At 60.9% G+C, this 20824-nt stretch carries 20 protein-coding genes; 5 read left to right on the forward strand and 15 right to left on the reverse strand.

Going from position 1 to position 20824, the window contains the following annotated elements:
• Positions 1–268 precede the first annotated feature (268 nt).
• The gene (locus DA792_RS02240) at positions 269–901 is read left to right on the forward strand and encodes a hypothetical protein (protein ID WP_143026887.1); all 633 of its coding nucleotides are present in this window, start codon (positions 269–271) and stop codon (positions 899–901) included.
• A 184-nt stretch (positions 902–1085) separates the two neighbouring features.
• On the opposite strand, the gene DA792_RS02245 is transcribed toward DA792_RS02240, so the two are convergent.
• From DA792_RS02245 to DA792_RS02255, 3 genes are all read right to left on the reverse strand, one after another.
• Positions 1086–1997: a DUF2493 domain-containing protein gene (locus DA792_RS02245; RefSeq protein WP_074646813.1), complete on the reverse strand. Its 912-nt coding sequence runs from the start codon at positions 1995–1997 to the stop codon at positions 1086–1088.
• A 299-nt stretch (positions 1998–2296) separates the two neighbouring features.
• On the reverse strand, positions 2297–3343 hold the full coding sequence (locus DA792_RS02250) for a DUF7146 domain-containing protein (protein WP_074646815.1): 1047 nt from the start codon (positions 3341–3343) through the stop codon (positions 2297–2299).
• Positions 3340–7737 (reverse strand): strawberry notch-like NTP hydrolase domain-containing protein, encoded by a 4398-nt coding sequence (locus DA792_RS02255; protein WP_074646816.1) that lies wholly within the window; start codon positions 7735–7737, stop codon positions 3340–3342. The genes DA792_RS02250 and DA792_RS02255 overlap by 4 nt, the downstream gene beginning before the upstream one ends.
• A 94-nt stretch (positions 7738–7831) precedes the next feature.
• On the opposite strand from DA792_RS02255, the gene DA792_RS22125 reads away from it, so the two are divergent.
• Positions 7832–8164 (forward strand): hypothetical protein, encoded by a 333-nt coding sequence (locus DA792_RS22125; protein ID WP_143026888.1) that lies wholly within the window; start codon positions 7832–7834, stop codon positions 8162–8164.
• 87 nt (positions 8165–8251) lie between these two features.
• Here the strand turns inward: DA792_RS22125 and DA792_RS02265 are convergent, their stop codons facing one another.
• From DA792_RS02265 to DA792_RS23020, 11 genes are all read right to left on the reverse strand, one after another.
• Positions 8252–8887 (reverse strand): hypothetical protein, encoded by a 636-nt coding sequence (locus DA792_RS02265; RefSeq protein WP_074646818.1) that lies wholly within the window; start codon positions 8885–8887, stop codon positions 8252–8254.
• A 105-nt stretch (positions 8888–8992) separates the two neighbouring features.
• Positions 8993–9469 carry a DUF6915 family protein gene (locus tag DA792_RS02270; RefSeq protein WP_074646820.1) on the reverse strand — a complete coding sequence of 159 codons (477 nt, stop codon included), beginning with the start codon at positions 9467–9469 and terminating at the stop codon, positions 8993–8995.
• A 1-nt stretch (position 9470) separates the two neighbouring features.
• Complete coding sequence (locus DA792_RS02275; protein ID WP_074646822.1) at positions 9471–9854, reverse strand: DUF6878 family protein; 384 nt, start codon at positions 9852–9854, stop codon at positions 9471–9473.
• A 78-nt stretch (positions 9855–9932) separates the two neighbouring features.
• On the reverse strand, positions 9933–10229 hold the full coding sequence (locus DA792_RS02280; protein ID WP_074646825.1) for a hypothetical protein: 297 nt from the start codon (positions 10227–10229) through the stop codon (positions 9933–9935).
• A gap of 116 nt (positions 10230–10345) precedes the next feature.
• On the reverse strand, positions 10346–10726 hold the full coding sequence (locus DA792_RS02285; RefSeq protein WP_074646828.1) for a DUF3768 domain-containing protein: 381 nt from the start codon (positions 10724–10726) through the stop codon (positions 10346–10348).
• Between the two features lie 126 nt (positions 10727–10852).
• Positions 10853–13024 carry a ParB/RepB/Spo0J family partition protein gene (locus DA792_RS02290; protein WP_074646831.1) on the reverse strand — a complete coding sequence of 724 codons (2172 nt, stop codon included), beginning with the start codon at positions 13022–13024 and terminating at the stop codon, positions 10853–10855.
• Positions 13025–13670: 646 nt separating this feature from the next.
• On the reverse strand, positions 13671–14825 hold the full coding sequence (locus tag DA792_RS02295) for a hypothetical protein (RefSeq protein ID WP_074646833.1): 1155 nt from the start codon (positions 14823–14825) through the stop codon (positions 13671–13673).
• A gap of 213 nt (positions 14826–15038) precedes the next feature.
• Positions 15039–16046, reverse strand: coding sequence for a nucleotidyl transferase AbiEii/AbiGii toxin family protein (locus DA792_RS02300; RefSeq protein WP_074646837.1), 1008 nt, complete (start codon positions 16044–16046; stop codon positions 15039–15041).
• Between the two features lie 2 nt (positions 16047–16048).
• A complete protein-coding gene (locus DA792_RS02305; protein ID WP_176832920.1) occupies positions 16049–16645 on the reverse strand; it encodes a DUF6088 family protein in 597 nt (198 codons plus the stop codon).
• 213 nt (positions 16646–16858) lie between these two features.
• Positions 16859–17008, reverse strand: a complete 150-nt coding sequence (locus DA792_RS22130; RefSeq protein ID WP_176832921.1) for a hypothetical protein — start codon at positions 17006–17008, stop codon at positions 16859–16861.
• 33 nt (positions 17009–17041) lie between these two features.
• Positions 17042–17170, reverse strand: coding sequence for a hypothetical protein (locus tag DA792_RS23020; protein WP_281241912.1), 129 nt, complete (start codon positions 17168–17170; stop codon positions 17042–17044).
• A 425-nt stretch (positions 17171–17595) separates the two neighbouring features.
• On the opposite strand from DA792_RS23020, the gene DA792_RS02315 reads away from it, so the two are divergent.
• Positions 17596–17862: a hypothetical protein gene (locus tag DA792_RS02315; RefSeq protein ID WP_074646841.1), complete on the forward strand. Its 267-nt coding sequence runs from the start codon at positions 17596–17598 to the stop codon at positions 17860–17862.
• Positions 17863–18127: 265 nt separating this feature from the next.
• Here DA792_RS02315 and DA792_RS02320 read toward each other — a convergent pair whose 3' ends face one another.
• On the reverse strand, positions 18128–18991 hold the full coding sequence (locus tag DA792_RS02320; RefSeq protein WP_074646843.1) for a hypothetical protein: 864 nt from the start codon (positions 18989–18991) through the stop codon (positions 18128–18130).
• A 321-nt stretch (positions 18992–19312) separates the two neighbouring features.
• On the opposite strand from DA792_RS02320, the gene DA792_RS02325 reads away from it, so the two are divergent.
• Complete coding sequence (locus DA792_RS02325) at positions 19313–19834, forward strand: aminoacyl-tRNA deacylase (RefSeq protein WP_074646845.1); 522 nt, start codon at positions 19313–19315, stop codon at positions 19832–19834.
• The gene (locus DA792_RS02330; RefSeq protein ID WP_074646847.1) at positions 19824–20804 is read left to right on the forward strand and encodes a hypothetical protein; all 981 of its coding nucleotides are present in this window, start codon (positions 19824–19826) and stop codon (positions 20802–20804) included. Before DA792_RS02325 ends, DA792_RS02330 begins: the two co-directional genes overlap by 11 nt.
• Positions 20805–20824: the final 20 nt, after the last annotated feature.

Here is a 20824-nt window from a genome sequence, read left to right on the forward strand (position 1 = left end):
TTTGTGGACGGGACGACAGCTGCGACCAGCATGTCATGCAACTCAGACAAAGGGAGAAGTGCGGTGGCCACGAAGGAAGGTGGGTGAACAGCCGAACGAGATGCCGACGGTTGGCGATCTAGTGTGAAACCGACATATTAGCCCAGTGCAGTCGACAGGCCTTTCCTAAGAAAGTGGCGGTAGGCTACTGTCCGCAAAGCTATCGCGTGGGAGACATACTGTCGATTTTGCGACATTTCAGCTACACCAGCCGCGAGGAGATCGACCAGTGAACGATGAAGTAGAAGAAACTTGCTGTCGATTTTGTGGCTCGCCGATGCAGAAAGGCTATGTTTTCTGTAAGCAGTGCAATCACTTCAACGACTGGCGGCGGCACTTCTCTATTTCGACGCCAGTATTGGGACTACTTGTGGCGCTGGTATCCGTTTTAGGCATCAACGCAAACAATGTTCTGCAGGCACTCGACCCCAATCGGGCAAACTTTTTGATCGGCGGTCAGTTGATTGATGCAGATAGATTTCGAATGACCGTTACAAACACAGGTGGTGAACTTGGTTTCATCGGAGACAGGTTGGCATGCGAGCCGAAGTTGGAAGGCGGAAACTCTCTGTCATTCCGAGCTTCAACGGCGACAGGTGTAGCCGCAGGCGAGCAAGTCGAGCTAATCTTTGAGCCAAACAGCACCTACTACATCAAATTTCTCATTGCGCTTGAAGATGGAGATTTCCAACCAACACAGCCGGAGGATGGATATGGCTTCAGATCGATCAGTGAGGACCTCGGAGGGCCGTGGACTTGCAGCATTCACGCGTACGATCGACATGGGCCGGTCTCTGTTTCGCTTAGCGGCAACGAGCTCGGACTGACAATGCGAAACGGTCGCATTTCAGGAAGTCTATAAACTTCATTTGCAAAAACTACGCTTCTGTCAGTGGCGAAAACAACCGTTTGTGCCGCATGCAGAAACGTCGAAGCGGCCATTGGCGCATCCACAGCGAAATCTCACTTCGTACTGCATTGCTCCCCTTTCAAGAAAATAGCTCCAATGGCAGCCTCGTCGAACTAAGCCGAAAACGAACCGGGGCCTAAGCCCCGATCCTCTTGATGCGGATCCCGAGCTTGCGGGCCTTGTCGACGATGTTCTCGGTGATCCCGGAGCCCGGTGTTGCGATCAGGCCCTGCGGCATGGTCTCGAGCATCTTGTCGTTGCGCTTGAAGGGGGCCGCCTTGCCGTGGCTCTTCCAGTCGGGTTTGAAGACCACCTGGGTAACACCGCGCGTATCTGCCCAGCGGGCGGCGATCATCTCGGCACCTTTTGGAGTGCCACCATGCATGAGCACCATGTCGGGGTATTTCTGATGGGTGGCATCGAGGACGGACCAGATCAGATCGTAGGCGTGATAGTCCCCGCCCGAGAACGCGATCCGCGTGCCTTCGGGGCAGTGCACCTCGGTCTCCTTGCGGCGCTTGGCCGATAGATAGGCCCGGCTGTCCACCACGGCGGAGGTGAGGCCGCGATGAGAGACGCGTGATCCAGTGCGGGGCAGCCAGGGAGAACCGGTGGCGGCCGAGAAATGGTCCACGGCCAAATCGCGCATCTGTTCGAAAGCGTCGCGATGGTCCCAGAGTTTGAGCCCGATCATCTGGAGTCGTTCCAGCTCGACCGAGGCGACCTCGGAGCCGTCCTGGATGGCCAGACTTTCCCGGACCTCGGATTCATTGTCGTCGAGGAGCTTCTGGATATGGGCCAGCCGGCGATGGAAGATCGAGGTGAGGGACCAGAGCATCTCTTCGAGATTGTCTTCCAACTGGCTGCCAGTGAGAAGGCCGGTGGTGGTCTCAAAAAGTGTCGCCATGGCGAGATCAACCTCGTCAGGCTGGGGCAGGGGGCGGTGATCGGTCTCGCCAGGTCCCGGTGTTGCGCCATGAAGTGCGAGGTGGTCGAGGATGGCGGAGGTTACGCCGGTCTCCTCGGGGATGTCTGTCTGATGGGGCATTGTCTGGTTCCTCTGTTTGATCTGACCCGATTTGGATGGGGCGATAACAGGACCGGCGGCGACCGGGCCGCATCCGTCAGGATCGAAGCGCAGCGGAGAATGCGCCGCGGGCCGGAAAATTGTTCCCGCGAGGAATGAGCCGAAGGCTCAGGGGGATTTTTTGGTGCGGGGCGCATTGCTGCCCGGGCGAGGAGCACTCTGCTCCGACCCGCCGGTCCATCGCTCCCCTTATCCAAACGGGATCAGATCGAGCCCGCGGAACCTTTGCCCCTTCAGTTATCACGAGAGGAGGCTGGCGCTCACCCGTCCTCGATCTCCAGACCTTGCGCTTTCATGGCCTTCAACAAGGACCGGCGCAGCGGATCTTTGCCAAAAGCCCGCAAATCGTCGTTGAAATCGCCCATGTTTGGCACGAGATCACCAAAGGCAATTCCAATCAATTCCAGCTGGTTACGCAATCTTATGGATGCGTTACGTCCAGCCTCGTCATTGTCCCGCGCGATCCAGATGCGCTGGATGCCCGGCGGCGGGATGAAGAGGCCGAGATGGGTGGCGGTGAGACAGGAGGCGAGATCGAACTCCGGGAGAGCGGTGCCGATCGAGAGGGTGTTCTCGAGACCTTCGCCGACGATGAGATCGCTGCGAGGTGAGCCGGACCAGAAGCGGATGGCATGGCCATGAAGCTGCCCAAGGATCCGTTTTGGGCTCTCGATCGCGGCCAACCCGCCGGTAGACGGGTCGAGATAGGTGCGCGCACATCCGGTGACCTGACCACGATTGTCGGTGATCTTCGCCAGCAGGGCAGGGGCCCTTTGCGGCGGATCGGCGTCGTCCTCGCCCTGCCGCAGAAAGACCCGTGGGTGATAGCGGAGGGCAGGACCGAGCCGTGTGATCCCGCGACCTTGCAGATAGGTGGCGGCCAAGGTGCCAAGCACCGGCTTGCCGGCGGCAAAGAGTTTGCGCGCCCGCGCGATACGTTTGTTCGTGGAAGCATCCGGACGCTCAGCCTTTCGGGTGTCACGCAGAGCGGCAGGGCAGGGGGCCTCACCGAGGAAGGACCGGGCCTCCCTCAGCGTTTCCTTCAGCGTGACCGATCCAAGCCGTTCCTTCAGCAGGTCGATCAGATCGCCATATTCACCCGTCGCGAAATCTTGCCAGGACCCAGCTTTACGACCACCCTGCGCTTGCAGCCGGATCGCGAGACTCTGGCCCTTTGCGCCAGAGGTATCGCCGACCTGCCAATAGTTGCCCTGCTTACGCCCCTCGGGGAAATACTGTCGGCAGAAACTCTCGGCACGGTCTGCCAGATCGGCCGAGAGGTCTGCGATACTGCGCCGCGCGTTCATGCGGCGGCCTCCGATGCGCTTGCGCCAACCGGATGTGCGGCAAGAACCCGTGCAAGAACGTCAATGCCGTCCACCGGGATGAACATCCGCGTCTTCCATTGGATCACTTCGGTGAAGCAGCCCATGACCTTCAGACCGGGCAGGGCTGCACCCGACGCACCGATCAGCTCGAGCCTAGGCTGACCCATGACCAGCGACCGGCGCAGCTGGTAGCCGCCAAGGAGGCTCAGGGTCGTTCGCGCCTCCATCACCGCGCCGAACACCTCCTGCGGCGTCATCTCGATCTGACAATCGAGCCCGAGCCGCGCATAGACATTGAGAAGCTGCTCCTGGCTGACCAAGCGACCGATGGCGCGCTCCCCGTCCTCGGTCTGCAGGCGATAGATGCGCATGTTGTCGGCGGGCAGCCGGTCCCAGATTGGCAGGAGAAGGCCGCAGATCAGTGTGATCTTCGACGTGGTGAACTCCGGCACCGCGTCGACCTCGGCCCGCCAGAGCTGTTCGAACATCGCATCATTAATCTCTTCCCAGTGCGATTTCGAGAATTCGGAAAGTGCGAGGATCTCGGTCGCCAAGGGCCGCAGAAGCTTCACCCGCAGGATCGGCACGCCATCCTCATCCATGAAGGCCGGCGCCTTCACCATCAGGGCCGCGCGTTTGGAGGAGGTGTTCCAGCAGAGCGTCGCACCCTTCGTATCGGCGCAGATCGCTCTAACCCGGGGCAGGGTGAGCGGATCGTTGCGATCGGTGCGCTCCACGGTCAGCGCGGTTGCCGTTGCGCCCGTCGCCTCATGCTCGAAGATGACCTTGCGGTCGACGATCTCGAACTTCTCGGCGCGCAGGGTCTCAAGCCCGACGTCCAGCGTGCCTGCCTGGCGCGCATCTTCGATGATAGCCGAAAGAAACCCGCCGAAGGCCTCAAAGATTGCATCCTGCATGTCGATGCGGAGGGCCAGGCAGCGGTTCAGGAACTGCTGGATCGGCGGCAGGTTTTCTTTCATCGTACCATCCGCCTCATCGAGCGTCAGCCCGGTCATCTCCTGAAACTTCGCGTAGGAGCAGGCGTCGATCTTGCCCGCCCGCAGCTTGTAGAAGAACTGCCGCAGCGCCGCGCGCGCGTAGGGACTCTCGAGGTTGTCCTCTGCGCGGAACATGTTCTGCCCGCCGGTCTCGCGTTGCCCCTTGGTGATGGCCCCGAGCGTGTCGAGACGGCGGGCGATGGTGGAAAGAAACCGCTTCTCGCCTTTCACATTGGTCGCCACCGGCCGGAACAGCGGCGGCTGCGCCTGGTTGGTACGATTGGTGCGCCCGAGCCCCTGGATCGCATTGTCGGCCTTCCAGCCGGGCTCCAGAAGGTAATGCACCCGATGGCGCTGGTTCTTGGCCCCGAGATCGGCATGGTAGCTGCGCCCGGTGCCACCGGCATCGGAGAAGATCAGGATGCGCTTGGCATCATCCATGAAGGCCTGGGTTTCGCCCAGATTGGAGGAGGCGGGGCGGTTCTCGACCTTGAGCCGTCCTTGCCGCGTTTTCACGATGCGCCGCTTGCGCCCCGTGACCTCGGCGACCGCCTCCCCGCCGAAATGCCAGAGGATCTGGTCGAGCGCGCCCTGCACCGGAGCGAGGGCACCCAGATGTTCGACAAGAGCGTCCCGCCGCCGCTCCGCCTCACGGCAGATAATCGGATTGCCGTCGCCATCGAGGGCAGAACGCGAGCGCAGATCGCCATTCTCGTCCGTATAGGGCTCAAAAAGCTGCGTCGGGAAGCTGTGCAACAGGTAGTCCATGATGTTCTCGCGCGGCGTAAAATCGACCTGCAGATCATCCCACTCGGAGGGCGGGATGTCTTCGAGGCGGCGCTCCATCACTGCCTCGCTGGTCGACACCACCTGGATCACCGCCGAATGACCCGCAGCCAGATCCGCCTCGATCGAACGGATCAGGGAGGGGCACTTCATAGCGGTGATGAGATGGTTGAAGAAGCGCTGTTTGTTGCTCTCGAAGGCTGAACGCGCGGCGGATTTAGCCTGGGCGTTCAGCGTGCCGGTCTCGGAGGATATGCCCGAGGCCTGAAGCGCCGCCTCGAGGTTGTTGTGAATGATCTGATAGGCATCGGCGTAGCTGTCGTAGATCGCGACTTGGGCAGGCGTCAGCTCATGCACCAGCATCTCGTATTCGACCCCGGCGTAAGAGAGGGACCGCGCCAGATAAAGCCCGAGCGCCTTCAGGTCGCGCGAGATAATCTCCATGGCGGCGATACCCCCGGCTTCCATCGCGGCGACGAACTCTGCCCGCGTCACAAAGGGGAAATCCCCGGTGCCCCAGAGCCCGAGGCGGGAGGCATAGGCCAGATTGCCGACAACCGTCGCACCAGTGGCCGAGACGTAAAGGACGCGTGCATCCGGAACCGCGTTCTGCAATGCAAGACCAGCGAGGCCTTGCTGGGAGGCGCGTCTGTCGCCGCGGTCGGACTTTTCGCCGGCGGCGTTCGCCATGGCGTGGCTTTCATCAAAAGCGATGACCCCGTCGAACCCCTCGCCAAGCCAGGACGTCACCTGGTCGAGGCGAGAGGCTTTGCCCTCGCGTGTCGCAGAGCGCAGCGTGGCATAGGTGACGAAAAGGATGCCTTCGGGAAGCCTGATGTCGCTCCCTTGGCGGAATTTCGAGAGCGGCATGATATCGCTTTCGCGCCCGCCGAGCGCCACCCAGTCGCGGCGCGCATCCTCGATGAGCTTATCGCTTTTTGACACCCAGACTGCCCGGCGACACCCCTTCAGCCAATTGTCGAGGATGATACCCGCGACCTGCCGTCCCTTGCCACAACCCGTGCCATCGCCCAGGAACCAGCCTTTGCGCAGGCGAAAGGCACCTTCGTCGCCCTCGGCCGCGGCCATCAGCTGGCCTTCGATTTCGCCGCGCTTGAACCAGCCCTTCAAGTGCGTCTCATGGGCATTGCCTGCGTAGATGACACTTTCGAGCTGCGGCGCAGAGAGGAGACCGTCCTGGACGAGGCTCTTCGGCAGGAGCGGGCGGTAGCTCGGCACGGGCGGCGGCACCGAGGCCATGGCGGCGGATTGGACAAGTGCTGTCGGATGTTCCGCCGCGCCGTCGATCCGGATCGCCTGAAGGTCATAGGCCTCGTAAACCGTGTCTTGCAGCGCACCGTCTAGTTCGCTCCAGGCTTTCGCCAGGTAGTCGAGCGGGGCCGTCTCGATGTCGTCGAACGGATGCTTGGCCCGTTCCTCGGCGAGGGCACGGGTTTCCTTGAGGGCGGCATTGCGCAGGGCATGTAGGTTCTTTCGCGTCGGGCGGGACGGAATCGACAGGGCTGAACTGGTTGGGCAGGGCGGAGGGCTGCGGCGCTCCGGGCAGTGGGTCAGCACCGCGTTTAGAAGTTCACCCGTTGTCGCGCAGATCGGATGATAGGCGGTCTCGCTCTCGGTAGGTGCAGTTTCTCCGGCGCCAGTCGGGCGCTTGTCGATCACCGTCAGCCGCGTGTCGATGGTGGTGCCATGCCGAGCGAAGACCTTGCCGTCGATGGCAGCAGAAAACACCACATCGGCGCGCTGGCCGATCCGTTGAAACGTCGACTGGAAGGATTTCATGGAGGGGCGGAAGCTTTCGCCAGTGATGACAACAAGGCGCCCACCCGGCGCGAGGCGCGCCAAGGCGGACAGGACATGCTGGCTGGTGGCCTGCCGGAACCGACCCGCGACATGCTTCGCCGCGGAGAAGGGCGGGTTCATCACGATGACCGAGGGCGTGATGGACCGATCCAGCCGGTCGTCGATCGCCGCGGCGTCGTGATCCGAGACGACTGCACCGGGGAACAGAAGTCCCAGCAGGGCGCGGCGGGTCTCGGCAAGCTCATTCAGCGCCAGGCGAGCGTCCGCAATCCGGGCGAAAATCGCGAGCATGCCGGTGCCAGCTGACGGTTCAAGTACCAGGTCGCCGTCCTGAAACCCCGCCGCCTTCGCCACAGTGGCCGCGAGCGGCAAAGGCGTTGAGAATTGTTGCAGACGGACGCTGTCTTCGGAGCGCCGCGTGTGAGACGGGGCCAGAGCGGCGAGGCGCTCGATCATGGTGAGGAAAGCCTGTGGTGAGGCGGCCTGGCGCTGCATCAATGCGCCGTAGCGCGAAAGCATCAGGATCTGCGCAACCTCGGCGGCCTCATAGGCGTCCTTCCAGACCCAAGCACCGCTGGTGTCGCTGGCGCCGAAGGCACCTTCCATGGCGGCGCGAAGGGCGGCGGCGTCGATGGACCTGCCCGCCTCGAACACAGGGACGAGGGTTCTCGCAGTCTGGATCAGGTTGTGGGCGAAGCACGAGGCTTCCGGGCGGGCAGGGGCCTCAGGCTCAGGCACAAGCGGGACAGAATGGGGGTGAGCGTTCATCGGCAATCTCCGGGGTTGAGGGTTGGCCCCAAGCCCCGCGCGCACTCTCTCACCCGGGAGGGGTCACCCCTCCCGCCCTGTCTCTCGCTCTTTCATGGGATTGCTGATCTCCGTTCAGATAGCGGAAACTTATCCCCAAAAACTGGGGATGGGTCTGTGGGCGCTGTCGCAGAAGTCCTTGTCAGCTTGGCGCAGTACCAGCTCGCCTAAGTTTTGGGCGGTTGGCGGCCTGCGCATCCGAAACAGGTCCGTCGTCGACCGATTGGCGGCAGTAGGCACCCGGACAACCTTCAGGAAGAGCTTTGAAAAAGAGAAAGGCGGCATCCGGGAGGAGGTGGATGCCGCCGATTATTCCGGATCGGTTCAGGGAGGAGGAGAGAACCGATCACAACTTCAAGATAGTGGCTATGCTGCAGCCGCACAATAGGCAGGCCATGATATTTCTGCATTGCAGCAATGCGAGGCCGATTGGGATTGCCGCAAGAAAGGGAGCGTATGCCACCTGTGCCGGTTCCTAAGGGTGAGCCCGCGCTTGAGCGGCAGCGGACTCGCGTGTTTGACTCGGTAACGGTGCTGGCACCGCCCGGCGCGACTCGAGCAGACAGTCCAGCTCATAGTCGCCGACAAACCCCCAGCAGGCGTCGACCTCCTCGCCGTCCCACTCGATGACATAGCCATAGACTCGCCCGCCGAGATAGGCGTCGTAGCTGACAATTTCGCCGCGCAGGATGCCTTCAGCTTTTGCGCGCAGAGCCTTGGTTACGCGTTTTGCGCCGAACTCCGTCCGGACCGCCTCGAGCGTCACATAGACATAGCCGACCTGACCGGAATCCCACGGGCAGTGGAAGCCGATGGTGTTCATCGCGAGGCCGGAATGGTCATAGAGGAACACTGGCAGAATGACCGCCTTGCGCTCGGCGCGCTCAAGCAGCTGGTCCATTGAGAGGTCGCTCTGCTCCGAAACACCGGCGAGATCGCGCAGGAACGCCTCGGGGCTGTCGAAGGGGTGGCTGTCGCCAAGCCGGTATCTGCGGTGCCAGCAGATCAGTGTTCCGAGGTTGCACCACTCCCGTGGGCTTTCTGCGTCCGGGTCGTGGTAGATCTTGATGGTGTGGCCTTGGTAGGTCTCCTCGTAGACGGGGTTGTGCATATTGATGTCCTTTCTTGAAACGCATTCGACCCGCCCGGCCGGTAGTGGCTCAAGCGGGTCGATCAGGGGGTTTTCCGAGGGGCAATGGCTTCACTGCCCCATGGCTCAGGCGGCGGCGCGGTTCTCCCGATGCTGGACGTGCTCGACCGAGACCTTCAGCAACCAATCTTCGAAACCGAGAATGGTCTGGTGATTGGAAACCGCCGCGACCCAAACTGCGCGCGGATCGCTGCCGATCTGCGTCGGATCGTTGTCGATCCGGCCATTGGCCATCCACGGTTCGGGTTGTATGCGTCCGAGCCAGTCAGCCAGCGACGGGATGCGCCCCTGGCAGTCTTCGCGCACATGCTGCTCGACGATCCAACGGATCGGGACGACCCGGCCCGCGCTGTTGGTCAGGAAGTGTCCAAACAATCGCTCAGCTTCGAAGATCCCGAGCGTGTGGTGCCGATGTGCACGATGCGTAAAGATCGCGAGGTGCTCTTTGGACGAGTCAAACCAGTCATGCACATGCTGGTAATCATCTGGAACGCCGCCGAACTTTCGGGCCGAGCTTTCGGCGTGATGGAGGGGATGTGCCATGTCAGAGCCCCTCGTGTTCGGTGGTCTCAGACTCGATATAGCGGTTCGAGTGGCTGACATCGATCTTGTCCGCCTCGAGCGACCAGGTCAGTTCGCCGTAGCCGCCCTCGTTGTTCTCGAAGCCTGGGCTCAGCGCATAGGCAAAATCCCAACCGAAGTCTTCGACCCGGCGCCGCAACTCGTCCGTCAGGGTGACCGTGTCAGGGGCCACGACGACATCCTCAACATTGCCGGAATCGCCGTAGCCTTCGTATTGCACCTCGATGTTCATTATGCCGAGGGCGCGCAGTTCGATAAGAAGTGCCGCGCGGGTCTCAACCCGATGTTCGGCAGCACGTCTCTGGGAGTCGAGCATCTGCGCGTAGAAATCACTCACTTGTGTCATGTCTTTGGTCCTTTGGAACTGAGGGAAGGGGAGGGCGACCGTTGCACAAGGCCGCCCCAAAGGTTTCCGAAGGGGGCCTCAGGCCGCAGCATCGCCGCGGTTTTCAGCGGTCCGGTCAACCAGGTTGAAATAGAGGTTCTCCGTCGCGCGCTTGAAACCCGGTGGTTTGCGCGGGGCGAGGCAGCGCACCGAAGCGCTGCAACTCTCGCCATGCTCCATCGCGAACTGCGTTACCTTTTCGATCAGGTCATCCATGCCAGCGGCCTGGATACGCTTTTCGGGGTAGCTCCCCAGCATCTGGAACTGGGTGACAACGAAGGCGCCGTCACGATGCGCCGGATAGAGGGTGATCTGGTAGTCGAGTGTCTTGGCCATCTCTGGTCTCCTGCAGCAGGCCGAACGCGATCATCGCGCCCCTTGGAACCCGCCAGCCCGAAAGGACCGCCCTTTGTGCAAGGGCGATCCGTGGCGATGTCGGTGAAACGGAGTCGTCAGTATTCCGACGGCAGAAGCAGGGTCAGGACCCGGCGCGTTTGCAAAGGGTCAGAAGGCTCGGGCGAGCCATATTGGTAGTCGACGTCGTACAAATCGACCTTGAACCAGACGGTTGTACCATCGAGGTCGATGACGCCCATCTCGTGCCAGCCCTGCGGATCAATGTCGGCATTGAACCCCTCGAAGACGGCGACACGGAGGGTCAATTCCAGTTGCGCGTCGAGCCCAAGCGCCGCGACGCCGCGTGTCATCACGAACTGGCCCTGCGGGGCATCGGCGACGGGAGGATTGCCGAGGATGGAGTGGCGAAACGCATCGTTTTGCGCGGCGATCAGTACGGCTTCCTGAACGGAATCGAGATCGAGTGTGGCGGTCATGGGGTGTCTCCGGGACAGGCCAGCCGATCCGATATCGGCTGTAGGCAACCCGTCAGGCGGAAAGGGCCGCCCTCAAGGTGAGGACGGCCCAAGGCTCATGTGGTAATCAGATCGTTGTTCGCTTCGTCAGGTCGCATCCCCGCTGAGGAAGGCGGGCAAGGACGATGGTTCATCGCTCTCTGCCTCGACCAGAGCGTCTGCGGCGGGCACGTCGCCCTTCTCGGCATCGGGCGCATCGCCAATCATTTTGGTGTCGGCCTCCAACGCACCGGCAAACACCATCCCGTCGGGCAGCCAACGCGTCGTCCTTGCGACCGTGGCGGCGTCGAACCCTTCCGTCTGACCGGCCGTTTCCGCAAAGGCCCGCTCCACGGCCGCGGCGAGATCACCCTTACGCTCGCGATTTCGATCTTCGGCGTAATCCTCGCCGATCAGCTTGCGCGCCGTGGCCACAGCATGCCCCTTGTTGACCCGACCCCAGTAGTTTTCCGCGGTCGGGCGCCAGCAGGCCGCCACATCGACGTCGAGCCGCGCGCCGATCTCCTCGATGATCGGGGAGGGGCGATTGTCGGAGGAGAGCTGCGGCTTGACCGCCAGACCCGCCGCCCAGGCGAATAGCGCCTGCTTGTCGGCAATGGGCAGCGCCGACATGGCCTGGAAGTCCTCGGGTTTCTCCAGCTTCATCCAGTCCGTGGCGAGGTCCTGCTCCAGCGCCTCAAGCATCTTCTGAGCGACCGTATCCTCATGCAACACCTCGCAGTTCTGCGCCTGGAAGGCCCGGATCGAGATGTCGAGCGCCTCGTTGTTGTAAGACCGCCCCAAAGCCTGCTCGCAGAGCGCGTAGAGCATCGCATCGAACGCCACCTCGAAATCCGCCGCCAGATGCGCCCGAAGGATATGCTGACGCGTCGCGCGCAGATCGTCGGCGAGGCTTGCCGAAATCCCGTCCGCCTTGCGCAACGTCGCGGCCGGGTCGGAGGTCGGTGCCGGCGTCGAAGAGGTCGGCGGCGTCACGTGTGGCCGGGCAGGGGAGGGGGCGCCATCCACATCTGCGGTGGTCTCGTCAGGCTCGGGTGCCGCAGGAATATCCTCGGGCCGCACCAGGCCTTTCTCGACCCGCAGCGCTCCGTCATGGCCGATGGTCAGAACGACACCGGCGATGGCGCGATCTTCGTCTGCGTAAGGTTGCCGTTCGCGCTGCAGAGTCTCGATCTCGCGCAGACGCGGCTCGATGGCGTAATATTCTTCGGTTTCAGCGTCGGTCCAGTCCTCGCCGCCATTCTGCGCCGCCAGTTCTTCCTCGCGCACGATGAGGCGTTCCTCCTCGGCAAACAGGTCCGGATCGGGTTCAATGTCTTGCGGATAAACCCGCCCGAAACTGCGAAACGCGCCGTAGTCCACCGAGAGATGCACCTCGACCCATTTCCACACTGCCTCGAAGGGTTTGGCCGCAGCCTGCAGTTTCTCGATGGCGAGGCGCTCGAGGAGCTCGGGGTTTTCCATATGGGCGCTGGCACGGTCGTCGAAGAGGTCGCGCAGCAGAACACCGCCCGCTGCCTCATAGGCCTCGATGCCGACAAAACGCCCGAGGGCTGAGTTCGCCGAATGCGCGGTCTCGGTGAGCTGGCGTTTGATGCTTTGAGGATGGATGTGATAGCCGCCCTTCACCGCGTTCCAGACTGCCAGTTGGCGATCATGGTCATCCGTCAGCGTGAAGGCCATCACGCATTCGAGGGTCAGATCGCCATCACGAAACTGCTCGATGATTTCGGGTGCGACACGGGCGAGTTTGAGGCGGCGGCGCACGAGGTCGACGGAGACGCCGAATTTCAGCGCAATCTCGTCCTCGCTGCGGCCCTCACCGATCATCTTCTCGAAGGCCTCGAATTGGTCGGCCGGGTGCATCGCAGCACGCTGGAGATTTTCCGTGGCAGAGGTGAGAATGGCGTTGCGCTCATCCTCGATGAGGCAGGGCACGGGAAGATCGGCGGGGATCACACCGTCATCGGCGAGTTGCTTCAGCGCCTTGAGGCGGCGACCGCCGGCATCAACCGCAAAACGTGTCTCAGACAGCGCATGAACCACCAGGTTCTGCTTGATGCCGGTCTCGCGGATGCTGGCGAGGAGTTCTGCGTCATCGATGGCGCTTGCGGCCACCTTGCGGACGTTGAGCGGGCTAGGCTCCAGCTGGTCGAGCGGGATCATCCGGATTTCGGCGGTGCCGTCAGGCGCGGCCGATCCGACGGATTCGGTCTTCTTTGAGGTGGTGGGTTTCGGGCGAGTTGCGGTCTTGGCCATGATCAGAATCCTTGTCACGCCGGACCCGGAAGAGGCTCTCTCTATCCTTTCAAGCCCGGCACCCGGGCTTCCCTTCCTCTGGCTCTTGCTGGAACGAGCACAATGGTCGCTACCGCTCATTCGGCACAGAGTATGTGCCAGACAGGCCCGCAGGCAGACCGCGCTCGGGGGAAGCCCTCGTGCTTCTCGGCTGGGCAGAGCAGGGGACGGCGATAGCCCGTCCTTCGGCCGGACGGCGAAACGACACAGGGGGCCAGAGCGGTGAAATCGGGAAGGAGCCGCGCGCGGGAGGAACCGGATTTATACGCGGAGGCTGACGCGGCACGCGACACCAGAGCCCCTGTTCGGGGCGCCGGCCGGATGGCAGATGGTATTCAGGATTGGAAACCTGCCAGCCGGGTTAGGGCGGAGCGGAGACCCGGCTGACCGCTGCTTCAAGCGATCGCGGTTTCGCCCGCGGTCTCAGCTCTAACATGCACGAAGGATCGTCTCCAGAATGGGCGGAAATGCCTCTTAGCGGTTCCGAGCGCAGCCAAGAGCCTGGTCAGCACAGGGCGCTGACGTACAAACCAGTTCATTTGGCAAGTTCCACGAATCCTCAAAGAAGGCTCCACCGACCAAGCCGGTGGAGCCAAACCACGTTCAATCACTCAAGGTCATTGCCACGAACAATGACCCCATGTTCTGCGTATGCGTCCAAAAGATGCCCAAGATACTCGCTGGTGCTGGTAGTAACATGTCCCAAACCCGGCCAAGCGAACGGAAACGTCATACAGGTTATCTCAAGCTCGAGTTCGATGCCAAGTTTGTCGGCAACCGCAATGGCCGCATCCGGGTCCTTGTCATCAGGCCACAGGTCTTCGTCGAAGGTAATCCAAGCATCGTTATCATCATCGACATTGATCTCAGCCAACAAAGCACCGAGCCGCTCTCCCGGGTTGGTGGCATCTTCAAGAAGCGCGATCCGTAGAAGCAAGGAAATACTCTCCTCATCCAGCCTCAGAGTTGGCCTGGAATCCACCACTTGGATTTTGGGTTCTGGACGCTTCCGATCATTGGTACATTCAACAACTTTGGGTTCCCCATCGCCGCCTTCCAACCACCACGGCGATGTGAAGATATCCAAAGGAGAGGCACCGCAACTCGGACAATGCCAAAGGTTTTCAGCGATCTGGGTGCCCGATATTTTGCCATCGCAGTGAAGACAAAACCATTCCGCTGCCCGGTCACCGTGAAGCGGGTGGACGACTTCGCCTTTGGCGTTTGGCTTGGTCGAACGCCGAGGCCAATCGGACGCAATGGCTGCACGGGTTTTCACAGCTTGGGCTTCCGCAATAGCAAGCGCCTTCTCAACGAAGCCGCTATCATTGGCAGGACTCGTCTCTTTGTGTGTGGTTTCGATCTCGACCCTAGGCTGCGAGAAATCCGCCTCTCCAATGAGGATGCGCCACCCATTGCCTTCCATGCGAATGTCACCGAAGGATTCGAATAGTTGGTAGGCATGCCCGTCAATCGCACCTGCTTTGATTGGTTCGTCGACGGGATGCGACATGCTTTGCTCAATGAATTTTGGCTCGCCTCCGAGTGAAGGGAAGAATTCACGAACAAAGGTCTCGGCCTTGGCAAGCTCCTCCTCGCTCGGCATCCAACCTTGCTTGGCCTTGACCGTGAGCGCCTTCCAATGTGGAAAGCCCAGCTCAGAGGCAACCGCATCGAGCGCTTCATGTTGATTTGCGCGCGTGGCATGTGCGTAGCGCTTTGCCAAGAGTTTCAGGTGATCGATTTTCGTTTTTGTCGTCATTGTTCAGGTCCCAAAATAGGGATCCGACTAGGTGCCCGCTACTAACCAGATCCCGAAATTGGTCTGGGTTGTTCATTTAAGAATGAAGTGCTGCGTAGCTTTGCGTGACGGGCACACTGGCATGCACTAGAGGCCGAGTGAAATGTGCCGGATATCCCTAATATCGTCAAGGCGCCAATCCAATTGGACCGCACAAAAATTGTGACCGATAGGTCATCTATTGATTTCAACCTCGAAGGCTTTGATCGAGTCTAGGATGTCATCAAAACGCGGCCCATCCCCGATGATCATCTCCTGCATCCCGGAATAATCCCGGCGCAGAGCAGCGGTGAGAGCCTCATTGGGCATCAATCTCAGCGTTCCGGGGCGTGCCGCATCGTAGTTTGCCCAGGCGGCTTTAAAGAAGACAGACTTGTGATGAGCCACCTGCTCCAAAAGATCCAAGCGACCGAGTGCGCGGGCCTTGGCCTCATGACCGATGAGCTGGGCCATATCGTAGTAGTGGCGTGACATTCGGTCGGCGAGAGGTTTGGCAGGATCCTGATGGTAGAGCATATGCAGGATCGTGGCCTTTTCCCAGAAGGTCCGCTCGACGCCCAACACGTTCACATCCACCCCGGCTGATCCCAGAAGACCAGGAAAGGCTTGATGAACATATGGCGAAATCTCGCGAACCTCGGCCGGCAAGTGAACCCCACGCGCTCCGAACTCGAAACGCACGATCGGTTTGACATAGCCATCGGAGGTCTCCGTCAAAGACGGATAGGCAAAGAGAAGAGTTTGGGCGTCGTTCGGATCAACGGTCAAAGAGAAGTCTTGATCCAGGCTGGCACCGAAAGCTGCATCAATCGCAGCCAAGAGCGGCCCAGAGACTTCAGCCTCTGCCGTCTCCTGGAGTTCTTGGAGCAAGGACTTTCGCTTTCCTCCGGTCAGATCGGGGTTTTCCGGATCGCGATCCCCTTCGAACCCCAACTGAGCGCGATCAAGGGACAAGTCCACGTCTTCTGAGAAGCGGTGGATCATATTGTAGGCTTTGGAGAGGGATGTCCCTCCCTTGAAAATCATATGCTCGCCAAAGGCGGGCAGAGCGAAAAGATGCTTCAGGGACCAACAAACCCAGAAGTCTTTCTCAACGATCGCCTTGGACATTCCAAGCTGTGCCGCGGCTTCTTGAAAGGCCTCGTCTCGTTGTTCGGGGGTGTCGTTGGCAAACTGATCCATACTCAGGCGTGCGCCACGATTTGCTGCACAACCGGGTGCATCCAGGCAGGCACATGTTTGCTTTGTTTGGAAAGCAGCACCCGATCCTTGTCATTCAGCGCACGGGCCAGCTGCCCGATCACCTGATCATCAATCCGGTCCTTACCAATATAACGCAGCGCCTGAAACACGGCACCGGTCCTTTGGCCCGCGCCAACGAGCGTCTTTGAGGACGCCTTGCGAAACTGGATCACCTGCCGACCAACTGTTTTTGTCCGGGTCGGGCCATCGGTCATATAGATCGGCTTGGACGGCACCTGAGTAGACAGCCCCAACTGATTGGCCGCCATAGCAGGGGAGGGTTGCAGCACCTGGTTGTCCTTGCGCGCCACCGCCTTCGCGATGTCATCCGCAGACGGCGACAGATAGCCGAAGCGCGGGCTTTTCTTGGGATAATCGTAGAGCCCACGGGTCAAGCGCCGGATCATGCCCTGATCGGCAAGGCGCGACAACGCCTGATCCACACTCGCGCGCGTCCCGATATCCAGAAAGTCCGAGGGCGCAAAGATGGCGCCTCGACCCTTTCCGATGATGCGTTGTTTGATCTTCGACATAATCATGGCTCATCTCCTTGTCAGAAAATATGGTATGTTTTCCTGAAAGTCAATGTTGTGAATATCGACCAGTCTCCCAGGCTGAACACAGATAGCGCCATCCTCAAAGAAAATGACTTGGTCTGGGCTAAAAAGCCTTGAAACCTGTTCGAAATAGCGATCAAGAAGCATGCCTTCGATTTTGCTGACGTCGCCGCACCCGGCCAGATCATGCCAAGATCAGAGACCATGGGCACCACGCCCGTGTTTCAGCATGACCCCGCAAATCAGCGTGAACAGCTCCACCGGGGCCCAGACCGTCAGATAGGCCGAGACAACGAGGACGCTGATCCGCTTGCCAAGTGTGGATTCGGGGCGGAACCCGTTCATCGTCGGCACTTCAGCCGCTTTTGCCACCGCCAGCTAGGCCACCACAAGGGCCGTGACCAGACCGCCAACCAGCGTCAGGACATTCTTGTAGCCCGACTCGAAGGCCTTGGCCAAAGCCTCAGAACAGACATCGGCCCCAAGGGGAACAGCTGCGTTCCCCACCGGCACGCTATCTTGATTTCCAGAATCATCAGACCAGCGGCCAAGCGTAGAGGCCCAGCAACACAATGGCCAAGGCCGAGCCGAATATGGCAGAAAACGACATCTTCAAAAGACTATCCGCCAGTAATGCCATCGAAGATGGCACAACCCCGGGTGGCTTCAAGATTGAAATTAAACCAGTTTTCGCATACGATAAGTCCCTGATTTGTGTGGGCTGCTCCCCATCCCTGCGAATGGGGAGCAGGGAGTTGACCGCATGCCCACATGCGCTAGACTGCACGACAGATGACGCCCGGTTCACGGGTACTGAAGAGAGATGAAACGTCAGACGACAAAGACGCATTGTGTCGCGTGACTGGCAACGGCGTGTGCCCCTTCAAATGGACAAAGGCCGAAGATGTATTCTGGGTAAGGATGAAGCTGGAATGAGTGTACACGGAGCTTTTACCTTCGATACCGACAACGTTGACCCGGCGGCCCAGTTCCACATGCCCAGCCTGGTCGAAGAACCCGAACTGCAACGCATCGCCGTCCGGGTTGCGCACAATCACCCCGACGTCGTCACCGTGGCCGATTACCGGCGCTTGCCGTTTGAGAAACTGCGCATGATCCTGTCGAACTTGAAACTACCCCCCAGGAAGGTGCAGCGCTTTACCGCCGCCGTCTCGGTTTACACGGAAGCCGTCGACTAAGGCGTGGCGCCGTGACCTGCCCGTACGGCAAGAAACTCTCAAGACCCGCCAGGCCCAACCGAAACCCTTCATAGTCCCTATCCTGATCATCATGCTTGCCGCCAAACCGTTTCTGGCGCAGCTGGAAACCGCTAGGATGGCAGCCAAACGGACCGCCATTGACCAAGCGGTCGAGGAGTTGAGAGGCAAGGCCCGAGATTTAAAGCACTGCCACCTCTTCCCAGCTTTTTGAGCGGTTACCCCGTCCAAGGGCACTGTGCCTCCGTCAGGGGCCCAAGGTCGGGATCGTGCCGAAGACAGTCTCGCGGCCGCAATAGGGCACACTTTCCTTTTCCACGGCAGCACGCCGTGGCGATTGCTTGTGACAGTAACACCAGCTAACCGGCGGCTCGTCCGGTAGGGTATCTCGCAACCATTTGGTAATATGCCAAGCGGTCAACAGACTGACCAGTTTTCCCTTCTTCAACCCCTCGAACATCTTCGCCACTTGTGCCAGAGGTTGGTTCGTTGTCCGTTTATACGACAACAGAAGCGCAGGATCGTCGGCAATTCGGGTCCACAGCTCGGGCCGGGGCAGCGCGGTTTCGAAAACTGACAGGTGCAGGCTCAGCCCATGGGTCAGGGTCTGGTTGTGCTCGATATCCAGCTCGCGCAACTTTGCCTCGATCTGGTCCATCGACTGCTGATCGAGGCCTTCGACCTCATGTTCAGCGGACAGGGTCAGGCCCGAAACCTTGCCTGCCTTGATGAACACGGCAATCTGCAAACAGGTCAGCAACAGAAAGGCGTTGGAAAACAGTGTGCGTTCGTTGCGCCAGATGCGACGGATCTGCGGCTCGGGCAGCATGGTCCAATCCGCCGGGTTGTTCGGCGCGACCTGGCTCTTGACCTCATCCGGCACCAGACGCGCAGCCAGATCGACCAGCGGCTTGATCATGTCTATGAACAGCGCGCAGTTGATAGCGGTAAAGCACCCGGCAACCTCTTCACGCACCCCGGGCAGATAGCAATGCCGCCAGCGGCCATAGTCGTCCTGCCAATCGGGCGGGATAAAATGCGCGGGGGCCAGGTGCTGGGGATGCAGATAATCGTCAGGGTCATCCGAAAGCCATTTCGGTGACTGTTTCAAAATTTATACCCTCTTATCACCCCAGACACCCTTGTGCGTCCTATGAGGGCAAGTTCTCGCCCAAGTCGAGGTGTTCCGTCAAGAATTAACCTTAGCGCGGGGCGGTTTGGTGCAGTTCGGGACGGTTAGGGAAGAGCCACCGGGTGGCGCCTGTGCGCGACTTTGCCTGCCGGTCTGGCCCCTTATTTGCCGTCGCATACCCCTGTTCGCCGCCATTCATGTGCATGCGGCGGTGTGGGACGTGGTTCACACGCCCGTACAGGCATGGGTGGCGTTTTCTATGAACAGAGGGATCAACGCAAGCAGAAAAGAAGAGGCCCGATGAACAAACCCCTCAATCTTGGCGGAAATGCCACCCTTGCACGCCTGGCCAGGCTGCAGCCCAGCCTGCCCGCCGATGTGCCGTCCCGCTGGCCCGGCTTCCGTTTCCTGCGGATATTTCACCACGCCCCGGTCGTCACCTGCGACGATGCCGCGCGCGCGCGTGGCGTGCTCTTGGGTAACGAGCTGAAGACCATTGTACTCAGCACCCCGGACGGGCTGGTCGGGGTGCATCTGCCCGGCGACCGGCGGTTGCATTCGCGCAACGTCAAGGCCGCCCTGGGCACCCGGCGCCTGCGCTTTGCTGATGCGGATGAGCTGGGCGCAAACGGCTTGGCACCCGGCCTGGTCAACCCGCATAGCGCCGGGTTCGTGCGCCGTCACCTGATCTGCGCCAGCCTGATGGGCAAGGCTTTTGTCACCACCAATGCCGGAGTGTTCACCCACGGCGTGGCCTTCGCTCCCCTCGACCTCACCTCCCTGACCCCCAAATTGATCGGAGACTTCTCCCATGACAACTGACCCCAGCACCTCGCATGTTTGTCTGGTCGCCGACACGGTAACCCAGCACGACGCCAGCTTTGCCAATCGCACGCTTGAATTCACCGAAGCCACGTACCTGAAAGCGGTGGTCGGCGGCCTCACCGACGCAGGCTTTCGCGTCACCCACCTGGACAGCCCAGGGGCGCTGGCCGCTCAGGCACCCGCGCTGTTGCGCGAGGACGCGGTCGTTATCAGCCTGTGGTCAGGCACGCGCACGCGCACGCGGCGCACGCTGGTGCCATCGACCTGCGAGGGGCTGGGGCTGCGCTATGTCGGAGCGGACGCCTACAGCGCGATCGTCTGCCAGGACAAGGACCTGGCAAAAAGCTATGCTTGGCGCCATGGCATTGCCGGGCCGGCGGGGCAGGTTGTCGATCCCGGCAGACCGTTTGAACCCGACCCGCGCCTGACCTCGCCCTTCGTGGTCAAACCCCTGGCCGAGGGCGGTTCGATCGGCATTGACCAACGGGCCTTCTGCCCAGGGTGGGAGGAGGCTGCGCGCCAAGTCGCCACCCTGCAAGAGGCCCTGGCCTGCCCGGTGCTGATCGAAGAATTCTTGGAAGGCGACGAGGTCTCGATCTGCCTGATGGGCGCGGATGGCGACAGCGCGCAGTTGGCCGCCGTGCGGTTGGATGTCGAGGGGTTTGACCTGGCGCGCGGGATCTGGTCGATGGAGGTCAAAAAGACCTTGACCCGCCCGACGGAAAACACCCCGATCACCCATGCCCTTGACCCCGCGCTGCTCCGCGCCTGCCGGCGCTTGTTCGACAGTTTCGAAAAGGTCGACTACATGCGCATCGACGGTCGCATGACGCGCGACGGGTTCCGCTTGATCGAGCTGACCCCGGACGTGCACCTTGGCCCGACGGCCAGTTTCGCCCAATCCATGGCGTCGCTGGGGGTGGAGTATCCCGACATGTGGCGTACCCTGATATCCTTGGCGACTTGACGACCACGCACAGGGGCGAC

Source organism: Celeribacter baekdonensis (genome assembly GCF_003047105.1).
In the GTDB taxonomy this organism is placed as follows: domain Bacteria; phylum Pseudomonadota; class Alphaproteobacteria; order Rhodobacterales; family Rhodobacteraceae; genus Celeribacter; species Celeribacter baekdonensis_B.